At 49.0% G+C, this 24,767-nt stretch carries 23 protein-coding genes and 1 riboswitch; of the genes, 9 read left to right on the forward strand and 14 right to left on the reverse strand.

The genetic code is table 11. The features are described 5' to 3' along the window. Positions 1-46: 46 nt before the first annotated feature. Positions 47-382: a hypothetical protein gene (locus ACYVIC_RS17430; protein WP_460862000.1), complete on the reverse strand. Its 336-nt coding sequence runs from the start codon at positions 380-382 to the stop codon at positions 47-49. Positions 383-441: 59 nt separating this feature from the next. Next, positions 442-1,104, reverse strand: coding sequence for a DUF2982 domain-containing protein (locus ACYVIC_RS17435; RefSeq protein ID WP_460862001.1), 663 nt, complete (start codon positions 1,102-1,104; stop codon positions 442-444). A 202-nt stretch (positions 1,105-1,306) separates the two neighbouring features. Between ACYVIC_RS17435 and ACYVIC_RS17440 the strand changes: the two genes are divergently transcribed. The 4 genes from ACYVIC_RS17440 (at position 1,307) to ACYVIC_RS17455 (ending at position 6,969) form a co-directional block, all read left to right on the forward strand. After that, positions 1,307-2,359 carry an efflux RND transporter periplasmic adaptor subunit gene (locus tag ACYVIC_RS17440; RefSeq protein ID WP_460862003.1) on the forward strand — a complete coding sequence of 351 codons (1,053 nt, stop codon included), beginning with the start codon at positions 1,307-1,309 and terminating at the stop codon, positions 2,357-2,359. A gap of 2 nt (positions 2,360-2,361) precedes the next feature. Then, on the forward strand, positions 2,362-5,487 hold the full coding sequence (locus tag ACYVIC_RS17445) for an efflux RND transporter permease subunit (protein WP_460862004.1): 3,126 nt from the start codon (positions 2,362-2,364) through the stop codon (positions 5,485-5,487). 90 nt (positions 5,488-5,577) lie between these two features. Then, a complete protein-coding gene (gene msrA, locus ACYVIC_RS17450) occupies positions 5,578-6,129 on the forward strand; it encodes a peptide-methionine (S)-S-oxide reductase MsrA (RefSeq protein WP_460862006.1) in 552 nt (183 codons plus the stop codon). A 48-nt stretch (positions 6,130-6,177) separates the two neighbouring features. Continuing rightward, the gene (locus tag ACYVIC_RS17455) at positions 6,178-6,969 is read left to right on the forward strand and encodes a substrate-binding periplasmic protein (RefSeq protein WP_460862007.1); all 792 of its coding nucleotides are present in this window, start codon (positions 6,178-6,180) and stop codon (positions 6,967-6,969) included. An 80-nt stretch (positions 6,970-7,049) separates the two neighbouring features. Here the strand turns inward: ACYVIC_RS17455 and ACYVIC_RS17460 are convergent, their stop codons facing one another. Continuing rightward, positions 7,050-8,825: a TonB-dependent receptor domain-containing protein gene (locus tag ACYVIC_RS17460; RefSeq protein ID WP_460862009.1), complete on the reverse strand. Its 1,776-nt coding sequence runs from the start codon at positions 8,823-8,825 to the stop codon at positions 7,050-7,052. 37 nt (positions 8,826-8,862) lie between these two features. After that, positions 8,863-9,048: riboswitch (cobalamin riboswitch) on the reverse strand. A 71-nt stretch (positions 9,049-9,119) separates the two neighbouring features. Continuing rightward, positions 9,120-9,602 (reverse strand): YajQ family cyclic di-GMP-binding protein, encoded by a 483-nt coding sequence (locus ACYVIC_RS17465; RefSeq protein WP_460862010.1) that lies wholly within the window; start codon positions 9,600-9,602, stop codon positions 9,120-9,122. A 92-nt stretch (positions 9,603-9,694) separates the two neighbouring features. Here ACYVIC_RS17465 and ACYVIC_RS17470 point away from each other — a divergent pair, with 92 nt between their 5' ends. Both ACYVIC_RS17470 and ACYVIC_RS17475 read left to right on the forward strand, forming a co-directional pair. Continuing rightward, a complete protein-coding gene (locus tag ACYVIC_RS17470; RefSeq protein ID WP_460862012.1) occupies positions 9,695-10,051 on the forward strand; it encodes a VanZ family protein in 357 nt (118 codons plus the stop codon). Next, positions 10,018-10,926 (forward strand): ketopantoate reductase family protein, encoded by a 909-nt coding sequence (locus tag ACYVIC_RS17475; RefSeq protein ID WP_460862015.1) that lies wholly within the window; start codon positions 10,018-10,020, stop codon positions 10,924-10,926. The genes ACYVIC_RS17470 and ACYVIC_RS17475 overlap by 34 nt, the downstream gene beginning before the upstream one ends. Here the strand turns inward: ACYVIC_RS17475 and thiI are convergent. The 3 genes from thiI to pomA form a co-directional block, all read right to left on the reverse strand. Continuing rightward, positions 10,923-12,380 (reverse strand): tRNA uracil 4-sulfurtransferase ThiI, encoded by a 1,458-nt coding sequence (thiI, locus tag ACYVIC_RS17480; RefSeq protein WP_460862016.1) that lies wholly within the window; start codon positions 12,378-12,380, stop codon positions 10,923-10,925. The genes ACYVIC_RS17475 and thiI overlap by 4 nt on opposite strands. 88 nt (positions 12,381-12,468) lie before the next feature. Further along, complete coding sequence (locus tag ACYVIC_RS17485) at positions 12,469-13,425, reverse strand: flagellar motor protein MotB (protein ID WP_460862018.1); 957 nt, start codon at positions 13,423-13,425, stop codon at positions 12,469-12,471. A 3-nt stretch (positions 13,426-13,428) separates the two neighbouring features. Continuing rightward, positions 13,429-14,196: a flagellar motor protein PomA gene (gene pomA / locus ACYVIC_RS17490; RefSeq protein WP_460862020.1), complete on the reverse strand. Its 768-nt coding sequence runs from the start codon at positions 14,194-14,196 to the stop codon at positions 13,429-13,431. Between the two features lie 198 nt (positions 14,197-14,394). Here pomA and xseB point away from each other — a divergent pair, with 198 nt between their 5' ends. From xseB to dxs, 3 genes are read left to right on the forward strand one after another with little or no spacing between them, the layout of a single operon-like run. Continuing rightward, positions 14,395-14,640: an exodeoxyribonuclease VII small subunit gene (gene xseB / locus ACYVIC_RS17495; RefSeq protein ID WP_460862022.1), complete on the forward strand. Its 246-nt coding sequence runs from the start codon at positions 14,395-14,397 to the stop codon at positions 14,638-14,640. Between the two features lies 1 nt (position 14,641). Further along, a complete protein-coding gene (ispA, locus tag ACYVIC_RS17500) occupies positions 14,642-15,529 on the forward strand; it encodes a (2E,6E)-farnesyl diphosphate synthase (RefSeq protein ID WP_460862024.1) in 888 nt (295 codons plus the stop codon). 14 nt (positions 15,530-15,543) lie between these two features. Then, complete coding sequence (dxs, locus tag ACYVIC_RS17505; RefSeq protein ID WP_460862026.1) at positions 15,544-17,403, forward strand: 1-deoxy-D-xylulose-5-phosphate synthase; 1,860 nt, start codon at positions 15,544-15,546, stop codon at positions 17,401-17,403. Between the two features lie 32 nt (positions 17,404-17,435). On the opposite strand, the gene ACYVIC_RS17510 is transcribed toward dxs, so the two are convergent. The 7 genes from ACYVIC_RS17510 to ACYVIC_RS17540 form a co-directional block, all read right to left on the reverse strand. Then, positions 17,436-20,474, reverse strand: a complete 3,039-nt coding sequence (locus ACYVIC_RS17510) for a ligand-binding sensor domain-containing protein (protein ID WP_460862028.1) — start codon at positions 20,472-20,474, stop codon at positions 17,436-17,438. Positions 20,475-20,497: 23 nt separating this feature from the next. Continuing rightward, the gene (locus ACYVIC_RS17515; protein ID WP_460862030.1) at positions 20,498-20,977 is read right to left on the reverse strand and encodes a phosphatidylglycerophosphatase A family protein; all 480 of its coding nucleotides are present in this window, start codon (positions 20,975-20,977) and stop codon (positions 20,498-20,500) included. Next, on the reverse strand, positions 20,974-21,936 hold the full coding sequence (gene thiL / locus ACYVIC_RS17520) for a thiamine-phosphate kinase (RefSeq protein ID WP_460862031.1): 963 nt from the start codon (positions 21,934-21,936) through the stop codon (positions 20,974-20,976). Before thiL ends, ACYVIC_RS17515 begins: the two co-directional genes overlap by 4 nt. A gap of 33 nt (positions 21,937-21,969) precedes the next feature. After that, positions 21,970-22,383 carry a transcription antitermination factor NusB gene (nusB, locus tag ACYVIC_RS17525; protein WP_460862032.1) on the reverse strand — a complete coding sequence of 138 codons (414 nt, stop codon included), beginning with the start codon at positions 22,381-22,383 and terminating at the stop codon, positions 21,970-21,972. Positions 22,384-22,400: 17 nt separating this feature from the next. Beyond that, the gene (ribH, locus tag ACYVIC_RS17530) at positions 22,401-22,865 is read right to left on the reverse strand and encodes a 6,7-dimethyl-8-ribityllumazine synthase (protein ID WP_460862034.1); all 465 of its coding nucleotides are present in this window, start codon (positions 22,863-22,865) and stop codon (positions 22,401-22,403) included. 109 nt (positions 22,866-22,974) lie between these two features. Next, positions 22,975-24,084, reverse strand: a complete 1,110-nt coding sequence (gene ribBA, locus ACYVIC_RS17535) for a bifunctional 3,4-dihydroxy-2-butanone-4-phosphate synthase/GTP cyclohydrolase II (protein ID WP_460862036.1) — start codon at positions 24,082-24,084, stop codon at positions 22,975-22,977. Between the two features lie 12 nt (positions 24,085-24,096). Next, positions 24,097-24,747: a riboflavin synthase gene (locus ACYVIC_RS17540; protein ID WP_460862038.1), complete on the reverse strand. Its 651-nt coding sequence runs from the start codon at positions 24,745-24,747 to the stop codon at positions 24,097-24,099. Positions 24,748-24,767: the final 20 nt, after the last annotated feature.

The following is a 24,767-nucleotide window of genomic DNA, read 5'->3' on the forward strand; positions in this document are numbered from 1 at the left end:
AAGGCAAGCACTGCATCTGCTGAAAACGTAATTCTATTGCTAATTATCAGATATAGTTTTCCTGATGGATACGGATAAACAAATCTGAATCCTTTTTACTGTAGTCTACTTTGTACTCTTTGTTATTAATTGCCTGAATAAACAACAGTGTTTTTGCCTCACCAAAAACGTCAGAGCTGGAAATATCCACCAATTCCAAATAACGCTCTTTTGCCTCGGCGCGGTTTGTCGGCACGGTCTCAGTAAAGGGTTTCACGCCGTGACGCGTCACCAACACCACAGGATCATCGTCATCATTAACAACCACTAAATCCAGCTTTTTATTTTTGTGGATTAAAGTATTACGGCCACTTACCAAAAACGCTTTTTCGAAATTATTCATTCACAGACCTGCATTACATAAACGGATAGCAATATTATGATACAGACACTCTGTAGTGTCTAGGTTACTGTATTACGTATTAATTGTAGCCTGTATTGATTAATTTGCCGACACAACTGCTGAGCGTCGGCATCAGCAAAGCTTACTGGCACAAAGATATCAAAGCCAGTTGCTGACGCCAACCGTTGCATACGCCAGGCAAATGCTGCAGTAACGCCGTGATAGCGCTGTTTTGCCGTATCAAAATAATCTTTCTCACTAAGCAGCTCAGTAGCACATTGGCCTTGAGCACAACCTAAACGCACAGCTTCCATGTAAAGTGGTCGCTGTTCTGTCATCAGTTTCACCGCCAGGCGCAGCGGTATATGTTTTAACAAAGCATCGTAGTCAGTGACTTTAAACGCTATAAACGCCATGCTCTGCTCATTTAGCTGCGGTACGCCGCTATACAAAAAACATTGCCAGGGCAAATGCCAACTACCCAAACGGTGAAAAAAGCGCACGCCATCATCATCAAACTGCAAAAAAAATTTTGGCTCAGCCAGTTTGGCCCAACCAGCAAAAATCCCAAGTACGCAGGCTACAATCAACAAGGCAAACCACCAGCTAATTTGATCCAATGCGCTGGCGATCAGAACAAGTATCAACATTGTCGCTGAACTGGCCAGCAGCAATTTTGCACCGCCTTTACTAGAGTTAGCCTCAATTTGCACAGGTTGCATTAAGGTCTCCTTATTCACATTATCAAAGCACAGCGCTGTATAAATTTTGCACGCATAACGAAGATTATTACCAGTTAAGCATAACGGTATTGGTGTATCAAGCGACCAATGCCGCAGTCATTGCGATAACAGGAAATCTAAAACCCGGTTTATTCCATACAATAAGGCAGTATATTAAAATTAGCTGGTACACGGGGTTATAGTGGCAAAATTACATTCTAAATTAATCTGGACAATACTGTTTGCATTGCTGCTGTTTATTGGCTATCTGTATGTCGTGCCAAATCAGCAGCAAGATACCCAGCGCAGGGCAACGGTGGTTGCAGTGAGTACTGCAATGGTCGAAACCAAACCGATGATCCGCAGCGTTAGCTCACTGGGTACCGGCATTGCTAACCACTCTATTAGTCTGATTGCACCGACCAGCGACTTTATTACCGAACTCAATGTGCGAGAGGGTAAAGCGGTTAAACAAGGCGATGTAATAGCACGCTTGCATGATGTGCAAGAGCGCGCACGGGTAACAGAACTTGAAGGCGTGCTGGATGAACAAAAACGTCAGCTAAACCGGTTGAAAAACCTCGCTACCACACAGGCCACAGCACAGTCATTGCTTGATGAACAAAAAACCAAAGTAAACACTACCCTGGCCCAACTTGAGATTGCCAAAGCACAGTTAGCAGAAATGACTATTGCAGCGCCGTTTAATGGCTATCTTGGTTTACGGCAGGTTAGTGTGGGCGCTTACGTCAGTAGCGGTACTGTGATTACCACGCTGGACGATTTAAATACCTTGCGGGTGGCTTTTAGTGTGGCAGAGCATTATCTGGCTGACATTAAAGTGGGTATGCCGCTGTCTGTCACCAATGCGGCCTACGGCGATATCCGGTTTAACGGCATGGTCAGTGCCATTGATACACGGATAGATCCTGTCACCCGCACCGTAACAGTGCATGGCGCCCTACCCAACGAAGACCTTCGTCTGCGCCCTGGTATGTTGTTAAATGTGCTACTTGAACTGGACAACCGCATGGCAATGCAGATTGCTGAGCGTGCACTGGTGCCACAACAACAAAAACAATTTGTCTATAAAGTCGCCCCAGATAACACCGTCAGTCAGGTTGAGGTAGTGATAGGCCAGCGTACACCAGGTTGGGTAGAAATTATCAGTGGGTTGAAACAAGGCGACGAGGTGGTTGTGGAAGGCACGCAGAAACTGCGGTCCGGCGTTACCATTAACCGGGTTGGTGGCTGATTATGTGGCTATCTGATACTTCAGTTAAAAGGCCGGTTTTTGCCACGGTTGTTAATTTGCTGCTGCTGGTATTTGGCATTGTCTGCTTTACTATGCTGCCGCTGCGCGAATACCCGGATATCGACTCCCCTATCGTCAGCATTAGCACTAATTACCCCGGTGCGTCAGCAGAAATTGTAGAATCGAAAATTACCCAGCTGCTGGAAGACCGCATCAGCGGCGTAGAGGGCATTAAAAATATCACCTCGACCAGTCGCAATGGCCGCTCTAATATCTCGATTGAGTTTAACGTGGAGCGCGACATAGACTCTGCTGCCAACGATGTGCGCGACAGAGTATCACGGGCGTTGAATAACCTGCCCGATCAAGCTGATCCGCCTGAAGTATCCAAAGCCAGTGACGACGAAGACACTATTGCCTGGTTTGTACTTAACAGCGAGTCGATGACGACACTGGAACTTACCGATTACGCCAAACGTTATATCGTTGAGCGTTTCTCAGTAGTTGATGGTGTTGCCAGGCTACAACTTGGCGGCTCGCGCGATTATGCTATGCGGATCTGGCTGAACCGCGATGCCATGGCTGCGCGCGGCGTAACCGTGCAAGACATAGAAAACGTGTTAAGAGCAGAAAATGTTGAACTGCCAGCCGGTAATGTTAAATCTGACGACCGTGATTTTACCGTGCGGGTTGAGCGCAGCTATAAAACCCAGCAGGATTTTCGCCGGCTGGTGATTAAGCGCGGCGCCAACAACTATCTGGTGAGGCTGGGCGAAGTAGCTGACGTATTACTGACCTCTGAAAATGAAGAAAGTGAGTTTCGTGGTGATGGTAAAAACCTGCTTGGCATCGGTATTATTAAGCAGTCTAAAGCCAATACACTGGAAGTTGTCAGAGCTGCGCGAGCTGAAATGGAGCGCATCAAACCCACACTGCCAGAAGGCACCACTATTGAGCCGGGTTATGATTCGTCGTTATTTATCGCTGAATCGATAAAAGAAGTATACAACACCCTGGCTATCGCCATGTCGTTGGTCGTGGTGGTGATATTTCTGTTTTTAGGCAACATCCGCGCTACCTTTATCCCGGCGGTTACTGTGCCAGTAGCATTGGTTGCCGCCGTAACCGTATTGTTTGCCCTTGATTTCTCCGTCAACCTGTTAACTTTACTGGCAATGGTGCTGGCTATTGGTCTGGTGGTTGATGACTCTATCGTGGTGCTGGAAAATATTTACCGAAGGATTGAACTGGGCGAACACCCTTTGTTGGCGTCCTATCGCGGTGCCCGTGAGGTCGGTTTTGCCGTAGTGGCTACAACACTGGTGCTAATTTCAGTGTTTGTACCGCTGGTGTTTATGCAGGGCCAACTTGGCAAACTCTTTACCGAGTTTGCCCTGGCTATTGCTGCAGCTGTAGCCTTTTCCAGTGTCACAGCCCTTACGCTGTCGCCGATGCTCTGTAGCAAGCTGCTGACGCACCAAAAGCGGGAAAGTAAGTTGGGACTATGGCTACATGCCGCCTTTCACAAACTCGAAGCCGCCTACCGCCGTCAACTTGACGTAGTCTGTGGCACACGCTGGCCGGTGATGATAGTCGTCAGCTTATGCTTTGTTGCCAGCTACATGCTGGTGCGGTTGCTGCCCAGCGAATTGGCGCCGCAAGAGGACAGAGGCACTTTTTTTGTAATGATGAGCCCGGCCGAAGGCGCCAGTTATAGCAGCAACAGCCGTAATATGCGCTTGATAGAAGACGTCCTGATGCCGTACTACCACAATGGCGAGTTTAACCGGTTGCTAGTACGGGTACCGGGCTGGGGTAACAGTGGCGGCGTTGCCATAGTGGGTGCAGAAAACTGGCACAATGGTAAACGCCGCACTCAGGAATTAATGGCAGAGGTTGGCCCAAAATTAAATGCTATACCAGATGTACGCGCCTTTACCTTTATGCGCAGTGGCCTAGGTGGCGGTGGCGGTGGTAGCCGGCCCATTCAGTTGGTGTTGCAGGGCAATACCTATGAGGATCTGGCGCGTTGGCGCGATATCGTTATAGCTAAAGCGGCAGAAAACCCAAATATCCTGATGATGGACCACGATTATAAAGAAACCGTGCCACAAGTGCTGGTTGAAATTAACACTGAACGTGCCGGCGATCTGGGGATTTCTGTCGGCGCTATCGGCCGCTCACTAGAGGCTATGCTAGGCGGACGCCGGGTAACCACCTTTTTAGATCGCGGCAAAGAATACGATGTGATCATTGAGGGCCTTGATGAAGACTTCGCCGCACCAGGCACTATCACCAATGTCTACTTGCGCTCTGACACCTCAGGCGAGCTGATCCCACTGGACAATCTGGTGACGTTGCGTGAAGAAGCTACATCATCCAGCCTGAACCGTTACAACCGGATGCGCAGCATTACGCTCACTGCCAGCATGGCGCCGGGATACAGCCTGGGTGAAGCATTAGAATATTTAGAGAATGTGGTGCAAACCGAGATTCAGGATACAGTAGGTATTGATTACAAGGGCGAGTCATTACTGTATCAGGAAAGCGGCAGCTCAACGTTAATGGTGTTTGTGTTGGCGTTGCTTATCACCTATCTGGTACTGGCCGCGCAATTTGAAAGCTTTGTTCACCCACTGGTAATCCTGATCACGGTACCACTTGGTCTGGTTGGTGCCTTATCCGGTTTGTATTTTACCGGCATGACACTGAATATTTATAGCCAGATAGGTTTGGTAATGCTAATAGGGCTGGTGGCTAAAAATGGCATCCTGATTGTGGAATTTGCCAACCAGTTACGTGATGCTGGTGTTGAATTCAGCAGCGCGATAAAGCAAGCGTCTAGTCAGCGCCTGCGCCCTATCGTCATGACGGCGTTTACCACAGCAATGAGCAGTATCCCGCTGATAGTCGCCAGCGGCCCTGGCTCAGAAAGCCGGATGGTAATAGGCATGGTTATCTTCTCAGGGGTAGCGCTGGCCACACTCATGACAATTTACGTAGTACCGGTAACCTACATGGTTATAGCGGGCAATACAGGCTCACCGAAGCGACTTGAGCAAAAACTGCACCGGCTGGAACGTGAAGCGCCCGACGAGCATGCCGCAGATGAGGTTAATCCTCTGTAAATCTGAAAGGGCGCTGCACAGCGCCCTTTTTACTGGCTAAACTAAGATGAATTACAGCTAACATGGCAGCAACTAATCAGAGGATTTATTATGTCGATACAAACCGCAACCTTTGGCGCAGGCTGCTTTTGGTGTCTGGAAGCCGCGATGAACCAGCTCAATGGTGTTATCCGTGCATTAAGCGGCTATATGGGCGGTGACGCCAGCAGCGCGAGCTACCGCCGTGTTTGTGATGGCGATACCGGCCACGCCGAAGTGGTACAGGTAGAATTTGATGACAGCATTATTAGTTATCAGCAACTGTGTCTGGTATTTTTTAGCTTGCACGACCCAACGCAGCTAAACCGTCAGGGTAATGATGTTGGCACGCAGTACCGCTCAGTTATTTTTTATCACAACGCGCAACAACAGCAAATTGCAGAACAAATGATACTGCAGCTGAGCGAAAAACGAGTATTCAGTAAAGCTATTGTCACGCAACTAAGCCCTGTGTCAGCGTTTTATCTGGCCGAGAGCTATCATCAGGGATACTTTTTACAACACCCGGAGCAAGGCTATTGTCAGGTGGTAGTGGCGCCGAAAATGGCAAAATTCAGACAAAGCTATGCTGAGCTGTTAAAATCAGCCGCATTAACACCCTGAGTAAGTTGCTGTGCAACATATTGCAGTGCTGTAAAAATCGAGAACACTATGACGTACCCTATTGTGTTGCTGCTTTGTCTTAGTTTGTTATTAGCATTTGTAACGCGGGCAGAACACAATGTCACACTGACATTTTGCTACGAAGACAAACAACTACTGCCCTATTATACCGGCGAGGGCCATGTTACGCCCGCTCTACCCGGCGTGACTTTAGAGCATTTGCATGCCACTGCTGCAGTGGCCGGTAATGTTAAACTGATCTTTGTCCGTTTTCCCTGGCGGCGTTGCCTGCAAAAGCTCGAACAAAATGAAGTAGATGCGCTGGTAGCCACTTATTTACCGCAGCGCAGCGAGTTTGCAGTTTACCCCACTACTGCAGACGGCAAGCCAGACCCCGGACGCGCCATGAGCAGCCATGCTACTTGCCTGGTTCACCGGGCAGACAACGATATTCAACAGAAAATCACCCAGCAACATGGCAACCTGGTCTTTTCCAGGCCGCTTGGCTACTCTACCCCAGATTATCCAGCGGGTATAAGCGTGGTGCCTGTGCGCTCACAGCAGCAGGCGTTAGAACTGGTATTGTCCGGTCGGGTTGATGCCACCACCACGCTGTGTAAAGTGAATGATGTTGCCGGCGCTGACTTGCTTAGCCAGCGTAAACCACTGATTGTAGTGTATCCCCCCTTGTATGAGACCACCGGTTATCTGGTATTTAGCCAGGCCTTTTATCAGCAGAATACAGCACTGGCAGAGCAATTATGGCGGCTTCTTAACAGCACTATTCAACCTCAACGCTATTACGATTACCTGCATTATCCGGATATGGCAGCACAATAACACTTTGCGGCAACCAGCCAAAAACAGAACCTGTGGATAAACAAGCATGCGATAAGCATGCTTGTTTAAGCCCAACCCGGCTATTGCGGCGTATAGCTAACACTGATACCAAAGTTAGTACCGGCCGTGGCATAGCCATGATTGGTGTAATAATCCTTGTCGAACAGATTGTCCACCTTGGCGCGCACTGTAAGTGCTGCTGAAACCGTATAACTGGCACCTAAGCCCCATAAAGTATGAGCAGGTGCATCAGGGAAATTACTGCCGCTTGCCCAGTCAAATGGCTGCCTGGTGCGGCTTTGATAATCTGCCGTGATAAAAGCTGACCAACTATCGGCGTTAAAACCACCACGCCAGTTGATACTGTTTTCCGGACGCAGTAACAACCGGGCATCATTTGACTTGTCGCGCGCATCCAGCCAGGTGTAAGCAAAACGTTGCGACCACTGCTGCCACTGATAAGCCATACTAAATTCTATGCCTTCAATATCAGCTTTAGCGATATTTTCCGGCTGCGTAATAACCCATTGAATAAGATTAGTTACGTCGCGGTTAAACCACGCCAGGCTTATTTGCGCAGCCGCTGTTGTGAAATCTAGCGCCAGTTCATCGGCAATTGCGCGTTCCGGCAGTAAATCCGGGTTGCTGGCACCCGGGAAATATAAGTCATTAAACGTCGGCGCTTTAAAAGCCGAACCGCGGCTGGCGCGCAGTGCCCATTGCTCGTTGAACTGATAACCAGTCGCAAGTTGCCAGGTGTTATTGCTGCCATACTGAGTTGCATTATCCTGTCTCGCGGCAACTTCAAGCTTTAACTGACTCAGCTGGTAACTAACACCGGTAAACAGCGCGCGGTTAGTACGATTGTCACGCTCAAAGCTTGGTGCGGCTTTTGCCACTTCTTCCTGATACCAGTTAACCCCCAACAATACCGCCAGCTTGTCGGTAAGATCCGTTGTGGTTTGATAGTTAAACTCATCACGTTCGGTAGTAAACGGGCTACTGGACACCGGGCCGAAACTCACATCACGATCTAACTGCCGGCTTAGCTGAGCCTGGTGCTGCCATGAGCCTGTTTGATGACCCCAGCCGAGTAAATAGGTGCGGTTTAAGGTATCGGCTTGATCTTCTGTACCCCAGGACGTATCAAACTCATAATAGCCGGAATTAACATCAACCTGAGCCGTCCATAAACCCAGTGCTGTTTGATAGTCTGCCGCCGCTTTCATAAACTTCTGATTGTATCCATCCCGATCCGGATCTTGTGCAGGCTGGACATTAAAACCATCAGCACGGCTTACCCCTGCAGTAGCCCGCAAGGTTAACTGAGCTGCACTGTGACTTAAACTGATATCAGTACCTGCCTGGCCGTAACTACCAACATTAGCATTTAGCTCAACGGTATTGGCACGTCTTGTGGTAATAGCGATAACACCAGCCAGTGCATCTGAACCGTACCAGGCTGCACGCGGGCCACGGATAACTTCGATACGCTCAATCAGCTCTAAAGGCAGCATAGCCAGTGATTTTGCGCCAGCCGTAGCCGAACCAGTGCGTACGCCGTCAATTAACACCAGAGTGTGCTTGGTTTCGCCACCGCGTACAAAAAGACTGCTCAATTGGCCGCGGCCACCACTTCTGGCCAGATTGATACCCGGCAGTTGCGCCAGTAAGGCCGGTAAATCGTTGGCCTGGCGCGCGACGATATCTTCGCGCTCCAGCACTGTGACACTGGCCAGCACGTCTTGTTGTGCCACGGCGGTGCGGTTAGCGTAAATACTAATATGTTCGATGTTCTCAGCAGCAGCTGAAAAACAGGATGCGACCAACAAGGCCGCCAAAGCAGGTTTAAACATGTAAGCTCCGAAAACGTGCCCGCCGCACATTTAATATGGTTGAAGGATTTTTCTGGCCGGTCTCCGGGCTGACAACCTGCTTGCGCCTGCACTCGCCTTCCCATCTTGCGACAGTGGCTATGAATACAGCTCAGTTGTTTACCGTTGCGGGGGCAGCTCTGGATTTACACCAGATTCCCGTTTAACTGCAGTTGCCTACAGCACCAGAAAAAGCGGCTCCGTGTTGGAGCCGCGTGCAGTTTACGCAATCAACCTAAAATGTCAACAGGTGTCTGGACGGCTAAATATAACCTGTTAGTCGCGAAAGTTTTTAAACTGGAAAGGCTGGCCCAGATCAGATGTGCGCACTAATTGCATTACCGCTTGCAGATCGTCACGCTTTTTACCCGTTACCCGCAACTCTTCTCCCTGAATAGCTATCTGTACCTTAATATTGCTGTCTTTAACCAGTTTAATGATTTTCTTCGCCATGTCTTTGTCAATGCCTTGCTTAATGCTGACATAGCGCGTTACGAATTTACCATGACGGTCTTCTTTTTCAATTTTGAAACTACTAACATCAAGCTGCAGCTTACTGGCTTTAATGGCAAAAATATCAAACAACTGCATCACTTGCTGATCTGCTTCAGCGGTTAGTTCAATCTGTTCTTTGTTTAGCTCAATTTTGGCGTCAACGCCGCGAAAATCAAAGCGGGTCTCAAGCTCCCGCTTAGCATTTTCTACCGCGTTTCTAGCCTGGTTCATATCAATTTCTGACACGATATCGAATGAGGGCATTAAAATCTCCTTAGCATAAGCCATTCTGTCTGCTGGTGATTATAACCAGAAAACTGCTACAATCCGAGCGCCGTTTCTGACAGGGGGTAGCTGTGTCGCAGGTTTTTTATCGTTGGGTATGTGTATTGTGCTTTGCGCTGGCAACTGCCGGCTTCCTGGCTGAGCTAAGCGGCCATCGGATTGGCGGTGGCTTTGCCCACATGGACAAAATTGCCCATTTCGGTATCTTTGCTGTTCTCACTGCCCTACTGTGGAAAGGCTTTAAACTCAGCGCCTGGCCAGCATTTTTGTTACTTGGGATTTATGGCGGCGCAGTAGAGTTAGCCCAACACTACTTTACCCGGCGTAATGGCGATTGGTGGGACTGGCTGGCCGATATTGGCGGCATTGCCAGCTTTTACTTGCTTAGGGCACTATGGCACACATTACGCCCCCGCAGTCAGCGTTAAGCTGGGTAGTCGTTGGCCAGGGCGCTATTGGCCTGCTGGCGGCAAGCCGCATGGCACTGTGCGACGAGCCGGTATCTTTGTGGTTACGCCAGCGCACAGGGCTTACTATTGATTTTATTAAAGCCGATCAAACAAAACAGCTAAATTTCCCCGCCGCAACCACGCCGTTAACCGCAGTATTACTGCCGGTGAAAAGCCATGCTGTTATCTCCGCGGTAAGACAGTTATTACCACACCTGAGCCCAACGGCCCAGCTGGTGCTAAGTCATAATGGTATGGGCACTATTGAGCAGGTTTTACCCCTGCTTGGCGCAGCGCAGGGTTTGTGGTTTCTCAGCACTACGCATGGTGCGTTGCGCCGGCACACCGCCGCCATTCATAGCGGCAACGGACAAAGTGTACTGGCACCGCTTAGTGACGGCGCATTACCCTATAAAACGCAGGTAGAAGACGCCATGGACAAGGCATTGGGGCCACTGCTTTACGTAGATGATATTCAGCCTTATTTGTGGCAAAAGCTGGCTATTAATGCCGTGATTAACCCGCTCACTGCGATCCACAACTGTCGCAATGGCGAGCTGACACAGCCAGAGTTTCAATCACAGATCGCCGTTATAACGCAGGAAGTGTGCAAAGTAAGTGCAGCTTGCGGTTATGAGCTACCGTATCAGGCGACACTCAACAGAGTGCACCAGGTCATTACGGCAACTGCACAGAACTTTTCATCGATGCAGCAAGATATCGCCTATCAACGACGCACTGAAATCGATGCCATTAGCGGCTATATTGTGCGCCATGCGGCACGTTTTGGCATTGCCGTGCCGCAAAATGCTAAACTGCTGCAACAAGTGCAACAGCTTGAAAGCGGCGGTTAAGGCCGGTATACCGCAACATTACTAAAGCCTTGCTCTTGCAGCACTATCGCTTGCAACCGGCTCATTACACCTCGCTGGCAGTAACAAAAATACTGCTGGCTTTGATCCAGACTGGCAAACTGCGACGCTAAACGGAAAAACGGCATTTCAATAACCTGGTGCCCGGCAACTGTCAGCGGTTTGTCATCTGTTTCTTCCGGGGCTCGAATATCCAACACTATTGCATTGGCTGGCAGCTGGGCCAGTTCAGTCACTACATGCGCTTGCTGTTCAGCCTGATAATCTACCGTACGAATATCTAACACTTTGGCCTCATTTACGGCCTGCTCCAGCACACTGAAATCAAATTGCAGTTCAGTTTGCTCTACCTCTGATAACACCGCGTTGACTGTTGGCCTTTTTGAGATAACGCCACAATATTCCGGCATACTCTTAGCAATATCTTCGGCACCGATTTTACGCGCCAGGTCGATAATTTCCTGCTTGTCCTGATAAATCAACGGCCGCAATATCAAGGTATCGGTAACTCTATCTATCACGTTAAGGTTAGTAATGGTTTGGCTGGAAACCTGACCAATACTCTCACCCGTAACCAGCGCTTTGATACCCAGCCTCTCAGCAATCTGGCTACCGGCTCGCATCATCATGCGTTTTAACACTACCCCCATCAGGCCACTATCGATGTTCTCTAAAATTTGCTCTACTACGGGGGCAAAATTGACACTGACAAACTTTACTTTATGCGACAGGCTGTAACGCTGCCAGATATAAAAGGCCATCTCCCGTACACCTGCTTCATGCGCCGCACCCCCCAGATTAAAAAACAGATAATGGGTGCGCAGGCCTTTACGGATCATAAGATAACTGGCAACGGCGGAATCATAACCACCTGAAATTAATGACAGTACATCAGATTGAGATGGAAGCGGAAAACCGCCCATTCCCGCGTGCATCTGCCGCACCATAATCAGCATGTCTTTTTTAATTTCCAGAGTAACAACCAGATCAGGCTTTTTAAGCTGTACTTTGGCACTGGCAACATGTTGATTTAAACCACCGCCAATGTAGCGTTCGGCTTCAATCGAGCTGAAGTCGTGATTGCCAGTGCGGCGCACCCTAACGCTAAAAGTTTTATTAGTCAGCTGTGACGCATATACCGTCAGTACCTGTTCAAAAATATCGTGCAGACTGCTAAAAGTGCTCGATTGCATCTCCGCAAAGGCCACGATGCCGGGAATACACTCCAACCGCGCAATTAAGCGTTGGCGCAGTGCGTCATCATCGCTGTCACAGCGCACGGTAAGATGGTCAAAGTTATTGGTAACCTCTACGCCAGAATCAACCTGCAGCAGGATCGTTTTTAGATTGCGCTCCAGAAGTAATGTCTGGCGTTTACGCACCGATTTACTTTTAATAGCGATTTCAGGGTGTAATTTAATAAGAAATTCAATCATCAGCAGGCAGCACAATTTAGCAGAAAAAAAAGTGGCGCAGATTATAGCGGATCTGAAACTAAAGACCTAATCTGCGCGTTGTAACAAGTCAGTTTTGTGGTGCCGGTTCCAGACTGATAGGTTCAGATTCTTTTGCCTTACCTTGCATTATCGACACTTCTACCCTGCGATTGCGTCGCCGGTTGAGTTCTGAATCGTTTGGCACCAACGGCTTAGTATCAGCATGCCCTACTACCACCAACCGTTTACGATCAAAGCCCGTTGCTTTTACCATTTCGGTCGCCACCGATACCGCACGCTGAGCAGACAAGTGCCAGTTATTGCTGTGTAGTTCATCCGACACCTGAATATCGTCAGTGTGACCAGTAACGGTAATTTCACCCGGCACGTCGTTTAACAGCTCACCAATGCGCTGCACTATGGGCTTAAACCGTGGCTGTAAAAATGATGAGCCTGACGGGAAAGAGCCATTTTCCCGAATGCGGATAATTATTTGCTGGCCCAAAGACTCCAATTCTAATGCCCCGTCGACAATTTGCTTTTCCAACTGCTCAGCCAGCTTTTTCACCATTTCATTGGTTTGTTGCTGCATAGCCTCAGCCTCAGCCTGGGCAGCAGCCTGTTCACCGTCCATAATTTCTTCAGCATTACTTACCGATTGGCCGCCGCTAAGATCTTCACGCTGCTCTTGCCGACCACCGGCTGAGTCTTCCTCACCGGCCTGAAACTCAATCACTTGCTGAGTAATTTCCATCGTTTGCTGCTGCAGGGTTTCTATTGGTGTCGGATCTGGACGGCCGGGCCGAAACTCCATCGCTATCACGCTGGTGCCTTTAGGAATATCTTCTACTTCAATTTTATTTTGCACGCCAAAGGCAAATTTCATCGAGCCAGCTATTTGCTTAAACTTCAGCACGTCCATCTCAGAAAACGCCAGTAACAACACAAAAAAACACATCAGCAGTGCCATTAAATCAGCAAAGGTGCCCATATAGGCTGGCAAGCCTGGTGGTGGGCATTTACACTCTTCGGCTTCATCACTCATAACTTACTCCGCTGCTGCAGGCTCGCGCTTACCCTGGGCTAAATAGTTACGTAAAATACCTTCAATTACTTTCGGGTTCTGGCCATCCTGAATGCCGAGTATCGCATCGAGAATTAACTGATTATTCGTCTTCTCCTGTAAGTTACGCACCGCCAGCTTGTCAGCCAGCGGAATAGCAATAACGTTAGCAATAAAAGCCCCGTACAAGGTGGTTAACAGTGCCACCGCCATTGCCGGCCCTATCGCTTTAGGGTCGTCCATGTTGGATAGCATCGCCACCAAACCAATAAGAGTACCAATCATGCCCATAGCCGGCGCGACATCACCGAGGTTTTTAAAGATAGCTATCGCCGTTTCATGGCGTTTTTCTGTCAGACTAATATCTTTGAGTAACGTGGCCCGCACTACATCGCCATCATGGCCGTCTACCAGCATATTTACGCCTTTTTGCATAAAGGCATTAGGGATCTCAGCTTCTTCCAGCGCAAGAAAACCACCTTTACGGGCTGAGTCAGCCAGTTGCACGGCTTTTTCTATCAACTCTTCCGGTGATTCAATTTTGAACATGAAAGCCTTTGCCACGGCTTTGCCGGAACCAAAAAACTGGCTAAGGGTAAATTTGGATAACACTACGAAAATAGAGCCCACTACGACTATCAAAATTGATACAGTATCCATAAACATACCAGGCGCACCGTTGCTGCCTAGTATCATCGCCATGATAATAAAACCTATAGCGCCTAACATACCGACCAGGGTGGCTATATCCACTGTTTTCTCCTTAACTGTATTGCTGCTGCGGCAAAGATGTTATCAGTTTATCTTAGACGATAGCTGTTTATCGACAAATGCGCTGGATCATTGAATATAAATTGTATGAAATTATCAATTTAGCCTTTCACAACCGCTTTCTGATTGACCATAATAGCCTGCTAGGGTAACTTTGCGCACACTTTTGCAGGGGGTTGTATGAGCAAAAAAAAAGCCGACTTGAGCCAGTTTGAACAAACGTTGTCCGAACTAGAGCAGATAGTGCAACAACTGGAACAAGGCGAGCTGTCGCTGGATCAGTCATTGCAACAGTTTGAACGTGGTATTACCCTGGCCCGGCAAAGTCAGCAATTGCTGCAATCGGCCGAGCAAAAAGTGCAGTTATTAATGCAACAGCAACAACAAGAAAGCCTGCTGCCATTTGAACCAGAGCAGGGAGATTAAGGTGCTGGTGCAACAATTACCCCTTTACCAGCAGCGAGTTGAGGCACACCTGCAGCACGTGCTGGCGAATAAACCGCACACCGATGCACGTTTATTGAACGCGATGTCGTATAGCTTGCTACTCGGAGGCAAGCGGGTGCGCCCCTTTTTGGTCTATGCCTGTGGTACCTTGTTAGGCGCTAATCTAAATGATTTAGATGGTCCGGCAGCAGCACTTGAGGCAATCCACAGTTACTCTCTTATTCACGACGATTTACCCGCGATGGATAACGATGATTTACGCCGAGGCAAACCGACTTGCCATAAAGCTTTTGATGAGGCGACAGCGATGCTGGCCGGTGATGCGTTACAAGCACTGGCATTTGAAATTATTGCCAGCCACCCGTATCAGCAAGTCTGTAGTACGTCAGTGGTAAGCATGTTGCAACAGTTAGCGCTCGCTTCTGGGTACAGTGGCATGTGTGGCGGGCAGGCGATAGATCTGGCGCAGACAAATCAACGTACTGATCTGACACAGCTGGAGCGAATGCACCGGCTGAAAACAGGCGCCCTGATAGAATGTGCTGTGCAGCTGGCGTGGCTATGTAGTAGTAAACAAGCGCCAGCGGAGCTTGCTGCCTTACAGGCTTTTGCCCGAGCATTAGGGCTGGCTTTTCAGGTGCAGGATGATATTCTCGACATTGAAAGTGACACCCAAACTTTGGGTAAACCACAGGGCTCAGACACCAAGGCGAACAAAGCTACATACCCGGCGTTGCTGGGGCTGATACAAGCCAAAGAAAAAGCATTGCAGCTATATCAGGATGCGCTAGACGCGCTGGCTGCACTACCTTATAACACCGATGAGTTACGAAGCTTTGCCCAGTACATCATCGAACGCAAGTTTTAATACAGGCACCCATTATGGCGTTAGATATTAACGATTACCCACTGCTGGCCAAAGCTAACTTCCCAGAACAGCTACGACAGCTGCCACAGGATAAGTTGAGTGCACTGAGCGATGAATTGCGTAGCTATTTACTGCGCAGTGTAAGCCAAAGCAGCGGTCATTTTGCTTCTGGCCTTGGCACCGTGGAACTGACAGTCGCTCTACATTATGTTTATAACACACCATACGATCGGCTTATCTGGGATGTCGGTCATCAGGCCTATCCGCATAAAATTTTAACCGGCCGTGCAGATAAAATGCATACCATCCGGCAAAAAGATGGCCTGCACCCGTTTCCATTTCGGGAAGAAAGCGAGTATGACGTATTGTCAGTTGGTCATTCCAGCACGTCAATCAGTGCGGCGCTGGGCATGGCAATAGCGGCTCGCCAGGCCCGTTCTAACCGTAAAGTGGTTGCCGTGATTGGCGACGGTGCTATTACCGCAGGCATGGCGTTTGAAGCACTGAATCATGCCGGAGAAGAAAGGCCCGACATGCTGGTTATTCTGAATGACAATGAAATGTCTATTTCGGAAAACGTCGGTGCATTAAACCGTTACTTTGCCCGTATTTTATCCGGCAGCTTTTACACCAGCCTGCGCGAGGGGGGTAAAAAAATCTTAAGCGGCGTACCACCACTACATGAGCTGGCCAGCCGGGCAGAAGAACACTTTAAAGGCATGGTAACGCCGGGCACCTTTTTTGAAGAATTGGGTTTTAACTACATAGGCCCGATTGATGGCCATGATGTTAACGGCCTGGTCGATACTATCCGCAATATGCGCAACCTTAAAGGCCCGCAACTACTGCATATTGCCACGAAAAAAGGTAAAGGTTACGCACCGGCCGAAGCTGACCCTATTGGCTACCATGCGGTGTCAAAATTTAACCCTGACGAGATAAAACAGCCGGCCAAAAAAGCCAGCCTGGCCAGCTTTTCTAATATTTTTGGCAACTGGATTTGCGATATGGCTCAGCAGGATGAACGGCTGCAAGCTATTACACCTGCCATGCGTGAAGGCTCCGATCTGGTGCGCTTCTCCAAAACCTACCCACAGCGCTATTTTGATGTTGCCATAGCAGAACAACATGCGGTGACGTTAGCCGCAGGTATGGCAATTGAAGGCTTAAAGCCGGTAGTGGCCATTTACTCCAGTTTTTTACAGCGCGGCTACGACCAGTTAATTCACGATGTGGCATTACAAAATCTGGATGTGTTGTTTGCCATTGACCGGGCCGGCGTGGTGGGAGCAGACGGCCCCACCCATCAAGGCGCATTCGACATTAGCTTTATCCGCTGCATTCCAAATATGCTGCTGATGGTGCCATCAGATGAAGACGAATGCCGGCAAATGTTATACACCGGTTATCAGCACCCTGGCCCGGCAGCGGTGCGCTATCCGCGTGGCAGTGGCACAGGCATTACGCCTCAACAGGACATGCAGTTATTGGCTATAGGCAAAGCTAACGTAGTGCGTCGGGGCAAAAAACTGGCCATACTGGCATTCGGCCCACTGCTTAGCGCCTGTCAACAGGCCGCTGAGCATTTAGATGCGACGTTGGTAGACATGCGCTTTGTCAAACCGCTGGATGAAACCTTACTGCGTGAGCTGGCAAACCAACATCAGCATTTTATTACGGTGGAAGACAACGCTGTTATGGGCGGCGCTGGTTCAGCCGTAGCAGAATTTGTTACTCAGCAGCAGTTAAACGTGAAACTGAGCATGCTGGGTTTGCCGGACCATTTTATTAAACACGGCACGCAGCAGGAAATTTACACTGAGCTCGGGCTGGATAGCGCCGGCATCCTGGCGAAAATATCCGCGTTGATATAAACAAAAAACCCGCAACAACTGCGGGTTTTTTGTTAACGCTCACTCGGGCTCTTCATATTGAAATGTGCCAGGCCGGCTGATAACAATCGCTCAACCTGAGCCTCAACATGAGACGAGTCTTCAAATTCAAAGGCATCTACTTGCTGATCAAAACTTATCGTTGCCACACCATTTTTACCTGCGTGCTTAACATGATGTAACGCCATCTCTGCCAGTTGCAACGAAATTTCCCAGTTAATTAACTGACCGCCTAACAATTCAAGAGGATAAATAGCATAACCAACCGAACAGGTTAATCGGGTTCGATGTCCATCAGGCAAATTAAACACCGTACGGGCGACCAGCTCATTTAAACGCTGGCTGAACTCAGCCACCAGCTCAGTTTGAATATCGCGCAATACCAGTACAAACTCTTCACCGGCAAACCGCACTACGTAATCAGAACCACGGGTTTCGCGAATTAATAATCCGGCAACTTGCTGAATACAGCTATCACCAGCGCTGTTACCGAACTGATCATTGGTTTGCTTAAAGTTATCCAGATCCAGATGGATCAACGCGACGCACTTGCCCTGGGCAAGCATAGAATCACGATTACGCTGAAAGTGTTCAATGTCTTTAGGCAATTGTTCAAACAAGAACCGCCGGTTGCGCAGCCCAGTCAGGCTGTCTTTGTGCGTCAGCAAGGTTAGCTGCTCATTTAGCTCATTGAGTTTGACATTACTGTTTTCCAGCTCCTGCGTGCGTTGCTTTACCAAACGTTCCAGTTGCTGCTGCTGATACATGCTGTTACGCCGCATCAGCCACATTAACCAATACAAACAAAATAAAGCCAGAAGCAGCCATAAACCACGATAGAGTAGGGTCTCGTCAAAGCGTTTTGGTACGGTAAGCGTTAACCGCGCCGAACGTGCATGCTGCCAGGATTCGTTGTCAAATCGCGTTTGCAACACAAACTCAAATCGCCCGGGTGTCAGGTTGGTATATACCGCCTCACGTCGATCGGCAACATCGTGCCAATGCTGATCGAATCCTTGCAGCTTATATCTAAACCGCAGTGCCGTTGGTTTAACAAACTCTAAGGCAGAGTATTGGATGCTCAGGTTACGGTCATCCAAGTCCAGCACCAGATGTTGCAAACCATTATCTACTACATAATTCTTTGCCCCTAGTACCTGCTTAATTACCGGTTGTAATTGCCGGCTTGGCAAGGCGGACAAATCTGCTGTTACTGCTACTACCCCTTTTAGCGTCGGATACCAATATTGCTGCTGCCAGAAAGCAACTTTGGCATGCCCTGCGCCATTACAACAACGTCCGGGCACTGTGCCTAGCTGACGGTCGTGCGGACCTAACACTTGCTGCGCCATTAGCTCAGATTTACTCAACTGCGCTAAGTCTGCAAGATGTACCCGGAAAATACCTTTGTGACTGCTTACCCATAAGTACTCACTGGCAACATCGAAGATCAAACTGACAACCGGGCTATGAGGTAAACCATTAGCACTGTGCCACTGCAGCCACTGTTGCTGCTGCGGTAAGCGAACAAAAACACCATCATCCAGTGTCGCCGCAACAACGGTACCGTCAGGCATTAATTGCAGTGCAGTGATATAACTGTTGTACAGCGCGCTGCCAATACCCAACCGGACTAATTGATTATCAGCGTACTGATATAAGCCCCGGGTCGTGCCGAAAACCAGTGATCGTTGGTATTGCTGCATCGCAGTAATATTACGTGACTCCAATTCATTGTTATGTGAAAAGGCTGTCAAACCAGCGCCCTGATAATGAAATATACCCATTACGCCGCCAATCCACAGGCCATCAAGGCCATCGGGCATCAATATGCGGACAGTATATTTATTTAACTCTGGGAATTGGGCTGACAGCTTAGTGTCACCGCGAAATAATCGCTTAACACCGCGATCTGTAGCCAGCCACATTTCTTCAACTGATGGCCAAAATACGTCATGTATAGTGTTAGCCCCGATGGCCGACGCATCCAATAATTTATGATAGCTGCCGTCAGCCCGAAGCTCACCCAAATCAGACTGTCCGGCCAGCAACAAATGATTCTCAGGGGTCACAGCAACACTGCGAACCACCGGATCAGCGCTTTGAGCCACGATACGACGAATATTGCCGCTGGACGCCCGATATAAGCCATCACTAAAGCTGGCTAACCAGATGTTTTGCTCGCGGTCTTCAAAAATATCACTGAACCAGGGATAGCTTCCGAGTTCATCGCCGGTAATGTGTTGCCATTCCTGATTGACATGTTTGTGGAACAGCTTGCGGTGCGCAGAAATCCAGTTGTTACCTGAACTATCTTTTAACAGCTTATACACCGCCGTATTATTGTTATCTGGCAATTGGCATTGAGTTACTGTGCCGTCGGGTTGCAGATGAAAAAAACCAGCCTCTGCCGCAATGTGCAACCGGTCTTTGCTCCAATACAAATCATATACCGGCGTTTGCATCAGCTCAGCAGGTAAATTAAAACTTTGCACATCGCCATCAGGATTAAGCAGGTAAAGCTTTTCAGTGCTACTAACCCACACCTGATCGCCCACCAATTCTAGCTGACTCACCTGCGCTTTTATTTGCTCAACCCGGCTAACCTTGCCGTCGACCACACGAAACAAATGATCTGCCGCTACCCAAACCTCGCCCGGGCGAACTTCAATTATCGAGGTAACCTCAGCCAATATTGGGTAGCGGTCAAATGTCAGGGATAGTGGATCCAGGCCCGATAATCCGGCTTTCGTTCCCACCCACATGTAACCTCTGCTGTCATGAAATAAGCGGGTAACCGCATTACTTGCAAGATGGCGGTGCTGCTCCATGGTAAAGTGCTCGAACTGCACACCATCAAACCGGTTCAAACCATATAATGTTGCCAGCCAGATAAAACCTTGCGAGTCTTGACTAACTGACCTTACCGAGTTGCTCGACAGCCCGTCGCCACTGTTCCAGTGTTTAATATCAAAATCATAGACGGATTGTTGTTGATAGCAGGCGACACCAAAACTGCAGCAAAATAAAATTAACGACAGCAGATATTTCATTAATGGCAACCTGTGTTCATCGGTTAACTCAGTGGCAGAAATGGCAATAGCAGCTGTAAAATAATCAGCGCGAAGATGCCGGCAACAATATCGTCCAGCATAATACCGACACCGCCATGCACTTTAGTGTCAAGCCAGCTGATAGGCCAGGGTTTTACAATATCAAACAGCCGGAATAAAACAAAGCCCATCAGCAGTGCTTGCCAATGCAGCGGTGCCCATAACATGGTAATACTAAAGCCGATAATTTCATCCCAGACAATGGCGCCATGGTCATGCTCGCCGACATCTTTTGCTGTCTGTCCGCAAAGGTAAACACCCAACACGCCGCCTGCCAGCACAAACGTCAGTAAATAGTATTGCCCCAGCCACAACAGCACGGCCACCAGCGGCACTGCAGCCAAAGTACCAAAGGTACCCGGTGCTTTGGGGGCAAGGCCACTTCCAAACCCCAACGCCAGGAACTGATACCATTTTTTCAGATTAAATGCTGTCTTACTCATGGAAAGTGCGTAAAACCATGATGCTGATAAACATACTGCTGCTCAGCTTGTTTTAGCTCCAGCTTACCGGCGACGCCAGTAATACGGCCGATACAGCTCAAAGGGATGCCATAAGGCGACAACAGTACATCCAGAGAACCGCGTCGTGCCTCTGGCACGGTAAACAACAGTTCGTAATCCTCACCACCTGACAACGCCAGCTCAATTGCTGTCGCCGCATCGCAGCTGTCTTTTAGCGCCTGAGACAATGGTAGCTTAGCAACATCTATACTGGCCCCTACCTTGGAGCGCGCCAATATATGCTGTATATCGCTGTATAAGCCATCCGATAAGTCCATCGCGCTGCTGGCAATATTGCGTAATGCCTGGCCCAAGGCCACGCGCGCAGAAGGATAATGAAAGCGCTGCAATATGTGAGTCTGGTGTTTTTTGCTAACCTGATGCACGCCTTGGCACAAACGTAGCCCCAGGGCTGCGTCACCTAAAGTTCCGGTTACGTATATATAGTCACCCACGCTGGCACCGCTGCGGCTAATCGCCTTACCCCGCGGCACTATACCTTTAGCAACCATAGTCAGGCTTAACGGACCACGAGTGGTATCGCCACCAATGAGCTGGCAATTATAGTATTCTGCTGTTTCATGCAAGCCTGCAGCAAAAGCACTAAGCCAGTTTTCATCGACCTCAGGCAACGTCAATGCCAGCGACAGCCAGGCTGGCTCGGCGCCCATGGCCGCCAGATCACTAACGTTTACAGCTACCAGTTTATGCCCCAGTGCTCTTGGGTCATCGTCCGGAAAAAAATGCGTCCCCGCCACCATCGTATCTGTGGTGACAATAAGATCATAACCGTCACGCACCTGCAAAACGGCCCCATCATCACCAACACCTATAGTGGTATCACTGCGCTTGGCGCCACTGCAGGAAAAATAACGGGAAATAAGCTCAAATTCGCCCATAAGACTAAAAAGCCGGCGTATGCCGGCTCTCCTTTAACTTGGCCGTAAAACCCGCACAGCCTTATCCAGAATGCCATTAACGAACTTATGGCTGTCATCTGCAGCAAATGCTTTGGCCAGTTCGATGGCTTCATTAATAATCACTTTGTACGGCACATCCAGCCGGTATTTCAGCTCGTAAGCTGACACCCGCAAAATGGCCTTTTCAACCATATCAATTTCTTCAAAGGGTCTGTCCAGATACGGCTTTAATGCGTCATCTAACGTAGTGTGATTTTTTACCACACCGCGCACTAAATCCTGAAAATAACCAACATCCAGATGTTTGACATTGGTTTCCAGCATCAGCTGCTGTTCAATTTCAGTAATAGGGTTTTGGCTGACATGCCAGCTGTAAATTCCCTGTACGGCAAGTGACCGTGACTGACGACGGGCGTTCGGTTTCATTAACGTTTCTCTTCCTGTTACAGCTGGTTCAGCAGGTTAACCATTTCCAGCGTAGACATCGCTGCTTCACTGCCTTTATTACCGGCTTTGGTTCCGGCACGTTCAATAGCCTGCTCAATACTGTCAACGGTTAACACGCCAAAGGCAACTGGCAGGCTAAACTGCATCATCACCTGCGCAATACCTTTAGTACATTCACCAGAGACATACTCAAAATGCGGCGTACCACCACGGATCACCGCACCTAAGGCGATAATACCGTCATATTTTTTACTGGCGGCGACCTGCTGTACTGCCAATGGCAACTCAAAAGCGCCCGGCACGCGGATCACCGTAATATCCTGTTCAGCAACGTTACCAATCCGCTTTAATGTGTCTATTGCACCGTCTAACAGGCTTTCGACAATAAAGCTGTTAAAACGCGCGACAACCAGCGCAAATTTTTTCCCGTTGGCAGCATATCCCGCTTCAATCACCTGCATGAGTTACCCTCAAAAAATAACACCGCTAAAAATTAGCCGTGCATAATAGCACAAGCTTACCAAAACCGGCAGCGTCTTTGTGCGAACGCTGCTGCGGTTTTAACTACCACTATTCGCTGACGTAGTCGACCACTTCCAAACCAAACCCAGATAAGGCGTGATATTTTTTCGGCTGGCTTAACAATCGCATTTGCTTTACACCTAAACTGGCTAGAATTTGTGAGCCTACGCCCACATTGCGCGATGTACCATTCCAGGGCGCTGTGCGTGGCTTCTCGCCTTTGTCTTCAGCTTCAAATGCCTGTACGGTGCGAACAAGATGCTCGGCAGTTTCATGCTTGCCAAGCAACACCAACACCCCTCCATCACGTGCTATGCGCTCCATTGCAGTATGCAGTGGAAAGCTGCGGTTAGCTGCCCGGTTTGCCATCAGTAAATCACTGAACGTATCGTGCAAGTGCACCCGAACCAGCGTTGGCCCGTCGGCACTGATCTCGCCTTTTACCAGCGCAAAATGGATTTGGTTATCGATAGTATCTCTAAACGTCACCAGCTTAAAATCACCAAACTCTGTCGGCAAATGGCAGCTGGCTACCTGCTCGATAGTTGTTTCGTTCAGGTTACGGTACTCAATCAAATCGGCGATAGTGCCAATTTTAATACCGTGCTTTTTGGCAAACCTTTCCAGATCTGGCCGGCGTGCCATAGTGCCGTCATCATTCAAAATTTCAACGATCACTGCAGCAGGCTCCAGCCCTGCTAAACGGGCTAAATCACAGCCAGCTTCTGTATGGCCGGCGCGCACCAGCACGCCGCCATCTTGAGCCATTAACGGAAAAATATGTCCGGGCTGCACAATATCGCCCGGCCTGGCATCACGGGCCACTGCTGCCTTAACCGTGCGGGCACGGTCTGCCGCAGATATACCGGTGGTTACGCCCTCTGCCGCTTCAATCGATACGGTAAAGTTAGTAGAAAAAGGTGACTTATTGGCGTCGACCATCAACGGCAGCGCCAACTGGCTACAGCGTTTTTTGGTCAGTGTTAAGCAAATCAGGCCGCGACCATGGGTAGCCATAAAATTTATCGCTTCTGGCGTAATATACTCGGCAGCCATGAGCAAATCACCTTCGTTTTCACGGTCTTCATCGTCCATCAGGATCACCATTTTGCCCTGACGGATATCTTCGATTATTTCAGCTGGGGAATTCAGTTGCATAGCAAGCCTTCTTTATAAAAATCCGCGCTGAGCCAGCAGCGCTATACTGACACCGCCGCCGCTGGCGCCGCTGTCTTTGTTCAGTAAACGTTCGAGATAGCGGGCAATAATATCGACTTCCAAATGCACTGCAGTGCCCACTTTTAATTGTGCAATAGTCGTATTTGCCAGAGTATGCGGCACTATAGTCAGCCGAAAAGCGTCCTTCGTCAGCTCATTCACCGTCAGACTAATGCCATCTATTGTCACCGAGCCTTTTTGCGCAATGTAATGCGCCAAATTTTTCGGCAACGCCAACCAAACTTGCCACGCCCGGCCATTTTGTTCAATTTTAACCACTGTCGTCACACCATCAACATGGCCACTAACAATATGGCCACCCATCCGCGTGGTCGGCAGCATGGCTTTCTCCAGGTTAACAAGCTGGCCGGTCTGATACTGACCAAACAGCGTATACGCCAGTGTTTCAGATGACACATCAGCATCGAAACTATGCGGACCCAGCCTGGTTACCGTTAAACAAACGCCATTGCTGGCAATGCTGTCCCCCAGCTTTACATCGCTGAAATCCAACGTGTCGCTGTAAATGGTTACGCTGATATCTGCTGCGCGCCGCTGTATGGCATTAAGCTTACCTGTGGCTTCAATAATACCTGTAAACATACTTATCCCGTTTAGCCGTT

This window comes from Rheinheimera gaetbuli (assembly GCF_054781935.1).